Origin of the sequence: Veillonella sp. ZSJB6, from assembly GCF_051549505.1 — a bacterium.
GTDB lineage: Bacteria > Bacillota > Negativicutes > Veillonellales > Veillonellaceae > Veillonella.
The window spans coordinates 1-14302 of sequence record NZ_JBPUGE010000010.1; the positions used below are offsets into that span (position 1 = coordinate 1).

Here is a 14302-nt window from a genome sequence, read left to right on the forward strand (position 1 = left end):
ACTCTTAATCAGGGTGTCCAGGGTTCGAACCCCTGGTGGTCCACCAAAATAACCCGCACAGTAGTGCTGGTTTTTCTTTTGACATCATTTTTATCAGGGTACCTTTTGACATCATTTTGACATCAATTAGAATATGTTTGAAATCTTTTCTACTACATCGGCTTCCATAATCGGAGTAACGTGAGAGTAGGTGTCCATCGTTTGTTGGTACGAGGAGTGGCCAAGCCTCATCTGTACGACTTTAAAGTTTACGCCTGCTTCTAATAATAAGGTAGCATGGGTATGACGAGTATCGTGCATCGTAAAGTCAGGTCTACCGATTGCGGTGGCTAACTTTTTACATTTTAGAGAAACCTTAGCCGGATCACGAGGATTTCCAAACTTACCTGGGAACACGAGATTATTATTTCTCCAGTTCGTTGCTTTTAGGCGTCGTTTATCGACGCATGTGCGAAGTTTTAGGAGCTCTGCGATAGTTTTATCGTCGAGTGATATAGAACGCCTAGACGAGCTGTTTTTAGTCGTTTTTGAGATAGTGGTTACTTCATTGATACGTAAAACTGTCTGATTGACGGTTAGTGTTTTTTGTTTTAAGTTGACATCATCCCAGGTTAGGCCGAGTATCTCACTACGGCGTAAACCTGTAGTAAATGCCAGCTTAAACAGTGCGTGCCATTCGACATCATCGATTTGCTCAAGGAAAGTTTCTACTTCTTCCTTGGATAGCGTTACCATTTCACGCTTACGTTCTTGTTTTGGTTTCTTTACTAACGTGGCCACGTTCTTCGATATTATCTCATCCATGACCGCCTGTTTAAGGATTGCCCTAAGAACGGTTAGTGTGTAGCTGATAGTCCGCGCTGATAAATGACTCATGTTATCTATTAAAGCTCGTACGTTTAATGCTGACAGCTCAACTAATCGTATCGAGCCTATGAAAGGCACAATATAGGTTTTAATAATATATTGGTAAGAGGATAGGGTATTTTGTGAAATCGTATCCTTTTTAAGTCGGATCCAATACCCACACCATCGCTCGATTGTAATCGTGTTATCGTAGTTAGCACATTGCGCTAGTGATTCAACGTAAGCATCGCGTTCAGCAATAGCAGCTTTCTTGGTAGTGCCATAAAAGTATCTACGCTTACCGTTTATCATCTTCGATACTTGGTAGCGCCCATCGGCTCGTTTTTTGGCCATAAAAATAACCTCCTAGGCATAAAATAATAATCAGCCTTAGAGGATTTATGATATAATCATATTGGAGTAAAAATGAAATACCTCTAAGGTACGTAGTTTTTAAAAGCCCTCACTGCGGTGAGGGCTTATTTTTTTATCTAAAATACAGAATCTAGTACGTTGTCATACCAGTGCTTTTTCTTTTTAGTCTGTTGCACTTCCTCAGATGGTGCCTGGTGTATCTCATGATCGGCTTGCCATTTTGCTAGTGCATTTTTAGTGCCTTCATCGACTTTGCGTAAGTCGTCCATTTCTTTTTGTGTCATACTGATAGTACGCTCGAGATATTCCTGTTCGTCTAGTAATTCCGTGCTCCCGTCATCGTAATGTACTAGTACCTTAGGACCATCTAACGCCTTGAATTCATCGTGAGATACCTCAGTTCTAGCGAACCCCGTAACTGTAACTAATGCAAGCATAGTAGTAATTAATAAAGTCTTCTTCATGTTAACATCCCCCCCCTTTATTCGTCTTTTAGTGTAGTAAGTGCGTCCTTATACTCCTCATTTAAGTCCGTTGCCATCTTTACAGAATCCCTTAATACACGAAGCCACAATGCTAAATCTTCGCTTACCCCTCCATTTTCTTTTTCTAAATAAAATATCTTGTCACACGCTTCGATATATGCCGGAATAACTTTTGTCATATATTCTGCTTCAGCCTCGACTTTACGGGCCCTAAATATTTCTTCAGGTGTACTAAGTTCATCATTTAACAATTTTATAGCTTTGTCTAATTCTTTTCGGTTTTGTTCAGTCCTGTGTGCTTTCCACCAAGCGTACGCTCCTGTTCCTATTGCTGCGCCCGCTGCCACAGTAGCAGTGATTGGGGCGCCCATTGCCGCGACAACCCCTGCCGCCGCGCCGAGCGCGCTGGAGTTTAGTACGCCTGAGCTGAGAGTAACAGCCCCCGCGCCTTGCATAAGGTTAGGAAAAGGGCCTTCGTAGGATCTAGTTAAAGTGTATCTAGAAGCATCTGCTCGCGGATCAATCTCTGAGGGTTCCATCTCCAATACCTTTGCTAACTTCTCTAAATTCTCTTCACTAATATTATACTTTGCTGTAAAGTACCCTGACAATGTGGACGAGCTAATCCCGGTTTTTTCTGCGAGCATGGTCTTTGTCCAGCCTCTTCGCTTAAGTGCTGTACCCAAATTAAGCGCTACGATTCTGCGCATATCTTCATCAAATGAACTTCTTTTAGAACGTGCCATAATATAAATCCTCTCATGTATATCTAACTCTTTAACTATATTTTATATACTATTTTCGATAAAATCAATAGAAAATTCGACTTTTTTCAAATTTTTATCAACTTTTTATCGAAAATATAAACAAACTTAAATTTTGTGTCTATTGAAATTCGAGTGAATTCGAGTTATACTGAAATCACAGGAAGCGAGGAGGTGTAAAAATGAAGTTAACCCTTAAGGCTGCAAGAGTTAATGCGGGGCTCACTCAAAAAGACGCTGCAAACCTATTAAAGGTTCATCCGCAAACACTTGCTAAGTGGGAAGCCGATAACTCTAAAATGCCTTTTGCAAAAGTAAAACTTGCAGAACAGCTCTACGGAGTTGATGAAGGTGTAATTTTTTTTGGCAAGGCTTTCGAGTTTACTCGAAATATAGCGAGTGTTAAATAGGAGGATAGGTTATGAAAGAATTCGTAATCAGAATGTTCGGCGAATCCATTACGGAACGCATGAACGAGTTAGGCATGACTAAGACGGCGCTGATCAAACAAGCTGAAATCTCGATGGATACATTGAACCGAGCTATCAAAGGACGGTCAGTGCAAATGTCAACAGTCGTTGGTATCTGCTATGCGTTGTGTGTCGATGATACCGAAAGCCACGACTTTTGGGAAACCGATTACTACAACCCTAAATTAGATAGGAGGTAGCTATGAATAAAGAGTCACTATATGAATTATGTTCGCTGTGCTTATGGGTTTTAGCAATAGGCATATCTTCAAGCATAAGCATATTCATTCTAGTATGGATGTTCCGGCTAGCATGTGGTTGCTAGGAGGTACTTATGAATAAGATGTGTATCACAGTAGCGGAAGCTGCAGAAATTGCTAGCGTACCGCAAGCCGTTATCCGAGAATGGGCGCAAGATTTTGACTTCCCGTCCATGAAAATCGGTAAGCGTGGAGGTAAACGCCTTATCCACGTTGATTCGTTTAATGCTTGGCTTGCTAAACGATGCCAGGCACGAATAGGAGAGTAGACATGATGAAAGTAGTTTATGTGCTTCGCATTATTGCAGCCATATTAGTAGTAGGAACTGTCGGTTCTATCGAAATAGACCGCATTGATTTGTGGACTGGTATGTGTCAGGGGTTACTAGGTATCACTCTTTGGTTACTCACTGGTTACTGGATTGAGGAGCTAAAAGAGTATGAACGATAAGCGATGCTCCTTCTGTAATAAAAGGATTAAAAGTCCTTACACAAATTGGTCGTACCTAACCGGCAAGCCTCGTATAGTGTGCGATAACTGTAAAGACATACACCCGTGTGTAAATAGAATAACACGATTATCCAAACGTGCCTAGTGAAAGGAGGTGAGGACATTGCGAGACTGTACAACGTGCCCTAATAGAGATTACTGCGTTCCTGATGAGTGCGAGCACCTGGGCACAAAAAAAAGCACCCCAAAGCACGGCAATGCTAAAGGGCGCATAGAAAAATATCCATTTAAAGTATATCACATCATTAAGCCGAAAGGGAATAGAACAATGATCGAGTTAAAAATCACAGTTGATAAAGCAGTTGAATTAGAACAAGAAGTGAAAGACCTATACCAATCTATCGTAGGCGCTCCAGTTAAAGAAGAAGCTACTGCTAAGAAGGAAGCTCCTGAACCAGTTAAAGAAGAAGCTCCTGAACCTGTTAAAGAAGAAGCTCCTGAACCTGTTAAAGAAGAACCAGCGCCTACAGTGGAACCTGAAGAACCTAAAGTAGAAGTACCGAGCCTTGAAGCAACTCGTGAAGCAGTAAAAGACGTAATGGCAAAAGCTACTGATAAAACGAAAGCTAAAGGCGAATTCAAAGCCTTCTTAGATAGCATCGGCGCTGAAAAGGTAACATCTGCTACCGATGAACAACGTATTCGAATTATGGAATGGGTGAATAGCCGTGGCTAAGAAACACGCCTTACTAGGTGCATCCAGTAGCGCCAGGTGGTTAGTATGTACTCCTTCAGCAAGACTAGAAGCGATGTTCCCTGATGAACAATCTCCGTATGCTGCGGAAGGTACTGTAGCACATGACCTGGCAGAAGCAATTCTCCGGCATAAGCTAGAGGGCAAAAAGGCCCCTAAGCTAGACGACTACTCCGCTGAAATGATAGAAGCGGTTAATCGGTATGTCGACATTTGCGAAGAGAAGGTAAACGAAGCGCGTGCTCGTTCCTCTGATGCGGAAGCCATGATTGAAGCACGGCTCGACTTCTCTAGATGGGTACCGGAGGGATTTGGTACCGGCGATATGGTAATCGTAGCCGATGGCATCCTGGAAGTGATTGACCTAAAGTATGGCAAGGGCGTCCCTGTTAGCGCCGTTGAAAACACACAAATGCGGCTATACGCATTAGGTGCTTACGACGTGAACGAGTTCTTGTATGACGTTAAAACAGTTCGCATGACGATCGTTCAGCCAAGACTTGATAGTGTGTCTACCGACGAAATGGCGCTTGAAGAACTTCTTGATTGGGGCGAAGACATCAAACCAATCGCACAACGTGCCTGGGAAGGTATCGGCGAATGTACACCTTGCGATTACTGTAACTTCTGTAAAGCACGGCACACCTGCCGAGCATTAGCGGATACTTGCCTTGATACATTCTATAAGAATGGTGGCAAGCTCAATCAATTACTCACTGACAGTGAAGTATCTGACATCCTAGCGATGAAGGATTTAATCACAAAGTGGATTAAAGGTGTTTACGATTTCGCGTACGAGAAAGCCTTATCGGGTGAAAAGCATTGGCCTGGATATAAATTAGTGGAAGGTACATCAAGACGTACAATTACGGATCCGGAAGCTGCAGCTAAAACATTGCTCGACAATGGCTACAAGGAAGAGGAAATCTTCAAGCCTCGAGAACTCGAAGGTATCACTAATCTACAAAAGGTACTCGGTAAAAAGGGCGTTGCCGAATACTTAGAAGCCTATATCGATAAACCGGAGGGCAAGCCTACACTTGTACCGGAAAGCGATAAACGCCCAGCAATTAATACAGTTGAAACAATGATGAATGAATTTGAAGATGAGGTATAAGAGATGAAAACTTTAACAACAGCACTAGCAATTTCCGCGTTAGCAGTAAACGTAGTTGGCGCAACTAGTAATAACACAGTAGGCGGTACAGATAATACTATCTCCGCAACGTCTACAAGCTCCGCAGTATGGGGCTTCCAAAACAACATCGACGCTAATAATGCGTTAGCGTTCGGCACTAACAATACTGTAACTGGTGAAAATGGTTTCGCAGGCGGTAATAATGCTACTGCAGCAGGTCGTAACTCCTTCGCCTTTGGCTCCCATGCCGAAAGTTTGGTGGAGTACACTGTAGCCATCGGCAATCAAGCCCGTGTTTCTAGTTATGACAGCGTGGCTATCGGCAACGGTGCCTTCGTATCCGGCGAGTCTTCTGTAGTATTAGGCAGAACTAATAATGTCACAGGCGCTGACACTGTGGTTGTCGGCGCTAACAATGGCACAGTAGCCGGTGGACAAAGTGCAGTAATCGGCTACAACAATAAAATCGGTGCTGACAAAGAGCAATTAGTGTTCGGATCTAACTCCGAATCTAATGGTCAAGGTGCTCTTACATTTGGTACTCATGCCAAATCCTTAGCCACTGACGCCGTTGCATTCGGTAACAATACGATTGCTGATAAAGCAAATTCTGTAGCAATCGGTACTAACAGCGTTACAGACAGCGCCGTTGGTGTTGACGGCATCACTATAAATGGTACTCGCCACGTATTTGCGGGCGAGCAACCGGCAAGCGTAGTAAGTTTTGGTTCTAAAGCCCGTGCAGGTGCAGGCGGGGTAACTCAGTACAACCGCCAACTCACGAATGTTAGCGCTGGTCAAATCTCCGCTGATTCATTAGACGCTATCAATGGTAGCCAGCTTTATGCGGCTATTGATGAAATCGAAACAAACGCTAAACAAATTGCTAAAAACAAACAAAACATTAAAGATGTAGCAATCGGTTTGAACATGCTAGGCGATGTGGTGAATGATCATGAACAAGCTATCGCAGGTAATACTACTGCAATCGCTAACAATTCTAACCGCATCAATGGTAATACATCTGCTATTACTTCCCTTGGCCAAAAGGTAACAGCTAATACAGCGGATATTAGAAGCCTTGAACATGTGGCAGACAATCACGAAGGGCGCATTACTGATTTGGAACATCGTTCTACCAGCATGGCTAATGACATTAACAACAAAGTCAACAATCTTGGCCAACGTGTTAATAAGCTAGGGGCAAGTTCCGCAGCACTCGCAGGCTTGCATCCATTAGACTTTAACAGAAATGACAAAGTCAGCTACGCTGTAAGTTACGGCCACTACCGTAACAGTAATGCAGTAGCGCTCGGCGTATTCGCTAGACCTAATGAACGTATCATGCTTGGCTTTGGTGCTACGTTAGGCGGTGAGAACCAATACACCGTAAACGTAGCATTCAAAACAGGCAAAGGCAGTGACTACATTGCTGAAGCTAAAGATGCACAAAGCCGTATTTCTAAACTTGAAGCACTCGTAAACAAATTAATGACTGAAGTAGAAGCTAACAAATAATTCATTTAAAGAAGGAGACCGTAACAATGGCTAAATTAACAACTGGAATTGTAAGACTTTCTTATGCTAACATCGCTCAACCTCGTAAAAACGACGACGGCAAAGCAAAATATAGCTCTCAAATAATCATCGATAAAACAGATAAGAAAACAATCAAAGCATTTGAACGTGCGATTGAAGAACTTAAGGCTGATCCAAAAGCAGTAGCTAAGGTAGAAGGTAAAGCAGCATACCTTAAATTGAATTTACGTGATGGCGATACAGATGAAGCTGTAGCTGACCAACCTGAAACATACGCAGGCAAGTTCTTCATCAACGCTAACAGCGATAAACAACCTATCGTATTCACTCGCGACAAAATCAAGATGGACCAATTCGATATCGAAGAAGAAATCTACTCTGGTGTATACGCGCAGGTCGCATTATCCGTATTCGCTTATAACTTCAATGGTAAGAAAGGCGTAGGTTTTGGCTTAAATGGTGTTCGCAAAGTTAAAGATGGTGACCGTCTAGGTGGTGTTCATGTATCTGCTAGCGACTTTGGTGACGACGATTTAGGCGACCTAGACGATGACGATTTAATCTAAGGAGGCATATATGGAGCTCAGTATTGATGTGGAAACGTATTCTGACTGCCCTATTAAATATGGGGCCCAGCGATACGTTGATGATACAACATTTGAAATACTGCTCTTTGCCTACAGCTTCGATGATGAACCGGTCGAAGTAATTGATATGACAAAGGATCCACTGCCCGAAAGGGTGGTGGACGCTTTGTATAACAAGGAAATTACAAAGACCGCATTCAACGCAGCATTCGAAATGCTTTGTCTTAAAAAGTATTACCCTGATGCGGATTACACGAACTGGGAATGTACCTCTGTACTAGCGCTATACTGCAGTTTACCTGCAAGCCTCGACAATGTGTCTAAGGCTTTACGATTAGGTGAAGCCAAAGACGCAAGAGGTAAACGTTTAATTCAGTTCTTCTCTGTACCACGTAAGCCTACTAAGACGAATCCTAAGACACGAAATATGCCGGAGGATGCACCTGAGAAATGGGCGGAATACATTGAGTACAACCGCCAGGACGTAGTGGTTGAAAAGGCAATTCGTAAACGCTTACTTTCGCTAAAGCCACCTGCTATCGAGCACGAGTACTGGTTACTCGACCAAGATATCAACTGGCGAGGCGTGAAAGTAGATATGGAGCTCGTCGATGCAGCGCTTGCTTGTAACGACGAAATTGTAGAAGAAGCTACCGAGTCATCCAAGATATTAACAGGATTAGAGAATCCGAATAGTACTATGCAACTTAAAGAGTGGCTAACTGCAAGACTAGGATATGATCTAGAAACAATGAGAAAAGACGATGTATCAAGCCTCTTGGAACAGGATATCCCCTCTGATGTGCGCAAGGTACTACAAAATAGACAGGTGCTCGGTAATTCCTCCATCAAAAAATACTTGGCCATGAAAAACGCTGTATGTTCAGATGGTCGCATCCACGGCATGCTTCAGTTTTATGGAGCTATGCGAAGTGGTCGCTGGGCGGGTCGTGTAGTACAACTACAAAACCTACCACGTAACTATTTAGAAGACTTAGACACAGCTCGGGAAGTACTTAAAAGTAGAGATGTAGAAATGCTAGACCTACTTTACGGAAACCCTGGTGATGTGATTAAGCAACTTATCCGTACTGCTCTTGTAGCAGAGGACGGGCACCGATTTATTGTAGCTGACTTTAGTGCTATTGAAGCACGTGTTATCGCCTGGCTTGCTCACGAGCAGTGGCGCCAGGATGTATTCGCTCAAGGCGGAGATATCTATTGCGCTTCTGCATCAAGCATGTTCCACGTACCAGTCGAGAAGCACGGCGTCAATGGACACCTTCGCCAAAAAGGCAAGGTAGCTGAATTAGCGCTAGGGTATGGTGGCGGTGTAGGAGCCATGAAAGCGATGGACACAAAAGGGGAAATTCCTGAGAAGGAGCTACCTGGTATCATCGAAGCTTGGCGACAAGCTAGCCCACGAATTACGAGATTTTGGAAAGATGCAGACAGCGCAGCAAAGCAAGTAGTGAAAACAGGAGAACCCGTACGAATTAGACAGGGCAATATTAAATTCTTTAAATCGAAAGGCTTCCTGTTCATCGAATTACCATCCGGTCGTAGACTTGCCTATGCAAGACCTAGAATTGGGACTAACCGGTTCGGTAGTGAATCGATTGAGTATGACGGCATGGATCAGGTTAAGAATACATGGGGCAGAGTTGAAACCTATGGCGGAAAGCTAGTCGAAAACATTGTACAGGCAGTGGCAAGAGATTGCCTAGCCGCATCAATGCTCAGACTGGCCAAAGCTGGTTACAAAATTGTAGCCCATATCCACGACGAAGTGGTTATCGAAGCGCCAATAGGCGAAGGTAGTTTAGAAGAAGTAATAGATATTATGTGTGAACCTGAGCCCTGGAATGAAGGGCTCATATTAAACGCAGCAGGGTTTGAGAACCCTTACTACATGAAGGATTAGGAGGACAATTCTTATGAAACTCTCAAAACAACAAATTCAACAACAACGCGAAGCTATTGATGGTTTATATGAACTCGTAAAAGACGCACCAGCTAGTGAACGTAAAGACTCCGCTATGGCTTACTGCGAGGGCTGTATTGCTGCTTGCGATTTAGGTCTTAAAGTATTAAACGGTAAGAAAACAGAAGCTCCTAAGGTGGAAGAACCTGAAGCTACTCCAGCAGTAGAAGAGAAACCCGAAGAAAAGCCTAAACGTAAACGCACTACTAAAAAGAAAGAAGCTCCGGTAGTTGAGGAAACTCCTGAAGAAGACGATTTAGACGATTTGTTATAAGAGAAAGGATAGCGCCTTATGAGGGTCTTATTCAATCTACAAGTACAACAGCTGTACGACCTAGTGCGGCGCAAACAAGTATCACCTTTTAACCCTGCAAGCCATTACCATGTGGATTGCGGGCACTCCTTCGCTAACCTATGGCCAATGGAGTCAAACGGGTTTGGAATAGTGCCTTGCAGGGAATCAGATGAGTTCTATTGCCCGAGATGTGGCGAGCGGATCCACGCTAAAGGGTTTACTGCGGAAGTTGGATATAGTGCCACCGTTCCTTTATCCCTGGACCTATCAATTATAGATAGGGGCGACAAACTGGACGTGCAATTTGAGTACGACACAGTGTATGCCGACGGCGATACAGGGATGATATACAAAGGTTATAAATCTCATGTCATCGATGTGGTACGGTTCGACTTTAAACAAAGAAAAACCTTTATCATACTTAAGAAACGCTCACGCAGCGACGTCGTCGAAGAATCGACGGTTTCCCCTACGCGTTTAAGCAACAGCCCTTTATCATTAGAGTGGTTTGTAGCCACACCTGACTGCAGACTGCATAACCATCAAGATGAGCTAAAACGTTTCGCTAAGGTGTTAAAAGAAGTGTTCTTTAACAAGCTATCAAAGGTCGTAGGTTATAAAGTCAAACGCATTAGACAAGGCGTACAGGTGTCTAACAATTACGGAGCCTTCGATAACCTACTCCATAACTTAGTATGGAGATTACAAGCTCCTGATGCACCAGCTATCAATGATAGTCTTAAACGAGACTATGACGATTACTATAATCGGAAATTCCCCAACGAGACACTTGGTATGGGTAACGTATTAGAGTTAACGATAAAAGGTGACTCCTTTGTAAAGGCATTAATCAAGGCTCATAACTTACCTGATGCTAGATGGGTTCGACGGTTACTACACGATAGACCGTTCTTCTACACAAAGATCATCAAAGTTATGGCTACGTTATTTAAGAACAAGGACTATCAAAAGGCTATGGTCGATGTTATCAAGAATAACGCCGATAATACAAGTTATATCCAGTCTTGGCCATTATGGCGTGATGACCGTGATTTATCTGTCATTCGTAAATTTGTTAACATCCTTAGTCATCAATACGGTGAGCGCCAGGCGTTCTTATTCATTAGAAATGCGCCTTCCTATCACGATATCAGAGATACAGCTAGTATGTATTTTGAGTTATCGAGAAGTCGCCGTAAAGAGGTATGGGGTAGTCGCATCCAGGTGCGTAACCTACATGACACCATCGCGAGAATGCAAAAGTTTGACAAGGTGGAAGACGAAATCGTACAGCAGCGTAAAACACATATGGCACTAGCTGATATGGTTGATGGTTATCGCTTCATGGCGATAGGTTCTACTCACGGCATCGTTGATATGGGTATACAGCTTAATAACTGTGTAAGCTCCTATATCAAAAAAGTAAAAGCTGAAACGTGTGCTATCGTAGGTGTCTATAAATGTAACAAGCCTGTAGCGTGTATCGAGGTTAACCCCGTTAATGATGCGGATGACTTCGTAGAGATACACCAGGCTAAACTTAAAAACAATCGTGGCGTATATGAAGACCACGATATCAACGGAGCTGTAACACAGTGGGTAACATCTCACGGCTTATGCGTTCCGGCGTATGTACGAGATATCCAGTTTGCGAAGGGAGGAGCGATGTAATATGGATACTAATATCATCATAGCTACGGGCAGAAGTCGCTCCGCCCGTAGCTGGAAGTCTCAGAAAATGACTTGGAGTGCTTTGGCCAACAAATTAGCCGAGCCTACTGTAACGAATGAAACGGCCGCTGAATACGCCAAGATGTCTAAAGCTGATCAAGGCCAGAAGAAAGACGTTGGCGGTTTTGTTGGTGGCTATATTCCTAAAAATGGCAGACGGATTAGAGGTGCTGTTAAAGAGAGATATCTTATTACTCTTGATGCGGATAACCCTGGTGAGGATTTCATCGTAGACCTAGATATGGAATTAGGCGGTATGGAGTACGTACTGTATAGTACGCACAGCCACACTGCTGACAATCCACGATACCGCGTAATCATCCCTGTGGATAGACCTATGACTCCGGATGAGTATCAAGCAGTCTCGAGACGAATTGCAGATAACATCGGTATTGAGTTTTTCGACCCGTCAACGCACCAGGCTGAACGGCTTATGTATTGGCCAAGCCATCCTAAGGACGTTGAGTATGTTTACCAGCATAGCGAAGGCTCACTCGTTTCCGTCGATGCGTATTTAGGTACTTACAGAGACTGGCGTGATACGAGCCTTTGGCCAACATCGGAAAAAGAATCACAAATCCGCCTTGATGCGGCTAAAAAGCAAGGTAACCCATTAGAGAAAAAAGGCCTTATCGGTGCTTTTTGCCGGTGCTACAGTATCACGGAAGCGATACATAAGTTTCTCCCTGAAGTCTATGAACCTACAGCAGTCGAAGACCGATACACATATGTAGCCGGTAGCTCAGTAGGTGGCTTAGTGATTTACGATAACGACACCTTTGCTTACTCCAACCATGCGACCGACCCTATCAGCGGTAAGCTCGTAAATGCCTTTGACCTCGTCCGGATCCACCTATTCGGAGATAAAGACCCAGCAGATGAGACCAGCGTCACCAAATTACCAAGTTACAAAGACATGATAGACTTTGTGAACGAAGACGGCGCAGCACCTGTTCTGCTCGATAAGGAACGTATGGCGGATATGGAGTTCGAGGATATCACGGACGATGACGAAGACTTTTTATCAAAGCTAAAACGTGATAAAAACGGTACGCCTGAATCTGATGTATTCAACTGCCTCGTGGTTCTTAAACAGGACCCTTCTTTAAAAGGTAAAATTCGTCTTGATGAATTTGCGCACCGGTTAGTCGTGATTGACGATTTACCTTGGCGTGGTAAGGACGAAACCCCTTACTGGACAGATACCGACGATGCGTGTCTGCGTAACTACTTCGCTACGAAATACCTTATCAAGGGCAAAGGCATCATCGATGATGCACTTCAGGAAGTAACGCAAGATAATAAGTTCCATCCTGTGCGTGAGTATCTAAAGGGGATAACTTGGGACGGCGAATGTAGACTTGATACTCTATTCATCGATTACATCGGAGCTGAGGACACCGAATACATTAGAGCGGTTACCCGTAAATGGATGTGCGGTGCGGTAGCTCGTGTAATGGATCCAGGCGTTAAGTTTGATACGGCGATTGTGTTATATGGTTCTCAAGGTCTTGGTAAATCGTTAATTCTAGAGCGGTTAGGTCGTAAATGGTTTAACAACTCACTCGTTGATATCAAAACCAAAGATGCCTTAGAACAAATTCAAGGTTCTTGGATAGTCGAACTTGCCGAACTGGCACCGACCTACAAGAACGATAATGAAATCGTTAAGGCTTTTATCAGCCGTACCTCTGACCGGTTCCGTTCTCCGTATGGTAGACGCACCGAAGAGTATCCTCGCCAGTGTGTATTCGCTGGTTCCACTAACAATCTTATGTTCCTTAAAGACCGCACCGGTAACCGACGATTTTGGCCAATTACTGGAGACAAAGACCGGAAGACTAAAAACTCCTGGGACTTGTCAAAGGATGAAATTGACCAATTATGGGCGGAAGCGTTTAGATATTGGTCCGAAGGTGAACCTCTCGTATTAGAGGGTGCACTTGAAGAGGAAGCCCTTAGAATCCAATTATCCCATACAGAAGGCGGTGAACTCGTAGGACTCATTGAAGAGTACCTCGAAATGCTACTTCCTGAAGATTGGGAGACAATGGATATCTACGATAGACGAGATTATGTCGCTAATTATGGCGACGACGATCATTGTGGTTCAGTGCAGCGGGAGCGAGTGTGTGCGCTTGAGATATGGTGTGAAGTGCTTGGCGGGGACAGAAAGAACCTGCAGAACGCAAAGGCAAGAGAGATTATTGACATCTTGCAGTCAACGCCAGGATGGAACCCTTACACAAAAGGGACAGGAAAAGCACGTTTTGGCAGGCTTTACGGACCTCAGAGGGCGTTTATAAAGGAAGGCACAGACCTCCTATCAATGTATAAACGAAATCACGGTAAGTAGGTGTGTCCAATTATTTTATAGGTATGAATGTTCGTAAAAATAATTATTCAAGCCTATACATCGATAAATCTTAATATATACTAATAATTGGACACACTAAACACGCTTGGACACACTAATCGGACACGGCTAAAAAGTAGATAACTGCTAATCTAAATAGTAATATGTATCTAGTGTGTCCAATTATTTATATAAAAATAAAAAAATAAATATATGAATAAATGGGTGTATATATATAAGCGTAAAAAACCCGTATACGCGTATATA

The 14302-nt window shown here is 43.4% G+C and carries 15 protein-coding genes; 12 read left to right on the forward strand and 3 right to left on the reverse strand.

Features of this window, described 5'->3' with window-relative positions:
* Nucleotides 1-126 precede the first annotated feature (126 nt).
* The 3 genes from ACSV5T_RS09225 to ACSV5T_RS09235 form a co-directional block, all read right to left on the reverse strand.
* Nucleotides 127-1200 (reverse strand): tyrosine-type recombinase/integrase, encoded by a 1074-nt coding sequence (locus tag ACSV5T_RS09225; protein WP_438320890.1) that lies wholly within the window; start codon nucleotides 1198-1200, stop codon nucleotides 127-129.
* A gap of 137 nt (nucleotides 1201-1337) precedes the next feature.
* Nucleotides 1338-1685, reverse strand: coding sequence for a hypothetical protein (locus ACSV5T_RS09230; RefSeq protein ID WP_438320891.1), 348 nt, complete (start codon nucleotides 1683-1685; stop codon nucleotides 1338-1340).
* A 17-nt stretch (nucleotides 1686-1702) separates the two neighbouring features.
* Nucleotides 1703-2452 (reverse strand): helix-turn-helix domain-containing protein, encoded by a 750-nt coding sequence (locus ACSV5T_RS09235; protein ID WP_438320893.1) that lies wholly within the window; start codon nucleotides 2450-2452, stop codon nucleotides 1703-1705.
* 200 nt (nucleotides 2453-2652) lie between these two features.
* Here ACSV5T_RS09235 and ACSV5T_RS09240 point away from each other — a divergent pair, with 200 nt between their 5' ends.
* The 12 genes from ACSV5T_RS09240 (at nucleotide 2653) to ACSV5T_RS09295 (ending at nucleotide 14035) form a co-directional block, all read left to right on the forward strand.
* Entirely contained in the window at nucleotides 2653-2880 is a 228-nt protein-coding gene (locus tag ACSV5T_RS09240; protein WP_438320894.1) for a helix-turn-helix domain-containing protein, read from the forward strand.
* Between the two features lie 11 nt (nucleotides 2881-2891).
* Nucleotides 2892-3140, forward strand: coding sequence for a helix-turn-helix domain-containing protein (locus tag ACSV5T_RS09245; RefSeq protein WP_438320896.1), 249 nt, complete (start codon nucleotides 2892-2894; stop codon nucleotides 3138-3140).
* A gap of 134 nt (nucleotides 3141-3274) precedes the next feature.
* Nucleotides 3275-3469 (forward strand): helix-turn-helix domain-containing protein, encoded by a 195-nt coding sequence (locus tag ACSV5T_RS09250; RefSeq protein WP_438320897.1) that lies wholly within the window; start codon nucleotides 3275-3277, stop codon nucleotides 3467-3469.
* A gap of 2 nt (nucleotides 3470-3471) precedes the next feature.
* A complete protein-coding gene (locus ACSV5T_RS09255) occupies nucleotides 3472-3651 on the forward strand; it encodes a hypothetical protein (protein ID WP_316065756.1) in 180 nt (59 codons plus the stop codon).
* 163 nt (nucleotides 3652-3814) lie between these two features.
* A complete protein-coding gene (locus ACSV5T_RS09260; protein WP_438320898.1) occupies nucleotides 3815-4387 on the forward strand; it encodes a hypothetical protein in 573 nt (190 codons plus the stop codon).
* Nucleotides 4380-5522: a DUF2800 domain-containing protein gene (locus tag ACSV5T_RS09265; RefSeq protein WP_438320899.1), complete on the forward strand. Its 1143-nt coding sequence runs from the start codon at nucleotides 4380-4382 to the stop codon at nucleotides 5520-5522. Before ACSV5T_RS09260 ends, ACSV5T_RS09265 begins: the two co-directional genes overlap by 8 nt.
* A gap of 3 nt (nucleotides 5523-5525) precedes the next feature.
* Nucleotides 5526-7061 carry a YadA-like family protein gene (locus tag ACSV5T_RS09270; protein WP_438320900.1) on the forward strand — a complete coding sequence of 512 codons (1536 nt, stop codon included), beginning with the start codon at nucleotides 5526-5528 and terminating at the stop codon, nucleotides 7059-7061.
* Nucleotides 7062-7087: 26 nt separating this feature from the next.
* Nucleotides 7088-7648, forward strand: a complete 561-nt coding sequence (locus ACSV5T_RS09275) for a DUF2815 family protein (protein WP_105085978.1) — start codon at nucleotides 7088-7090, stop codon at nucleotides 7646-7648.
* A gap of 10 nt (nucleotides 7649-7658) precedes the next feature.
* On the forward strand, nucleotides 7659-9593 hold the full coding sequence (locus ACSV5T_RS09280) for a DNA polymerase (RefSeq protein WP_438320901.1): 1935 nt from the start codon (nucleotides 7659-7661) through the stop codon (nucleotides 9591-9593).
* A gap of 13 nt (nucleotides 9594-9606) precedes the next feature.
* Nucleotides 9607-9927, forward strand: coding sequence for a hypothetical protein (locus ACSV5T_RS09285; RefSeq protein WP_438320902.1), 321 nt, complete (start codon nucleotides 9607-9609; stop codon nucleotides 9925-9927).
* Between the two features lie 318 nt (nucleotides 9928-10245).
* Complete coding sequence (locus tag ACSV5T_RS09290; protein ID WP_438320904.1) at nucleotides 10246-11619, forward strand: PcfJ domain-containing protein; 1374 nt, start codon at nucleotides 10246-10248, stop codon at nucleotides 11617-11619.
* Nucleotide 11620: 1 nt separating this feature from the next.
* Nucleotides 11621-14035 carry a VapE domain-containing protein gene (locus tag ACSV5T_RS09295; protein ID WP_438320906.1) on the forward strand — a complete coding sequence of 805 codons (2415 nt, stop codon included), beginning with the start codon at nucleotides 11621-11623 and terminating at the stop codon, nucleotides 14033-14035.
* Nucleotides 14036-14302 lie beyond the last annotated feature (267 nt).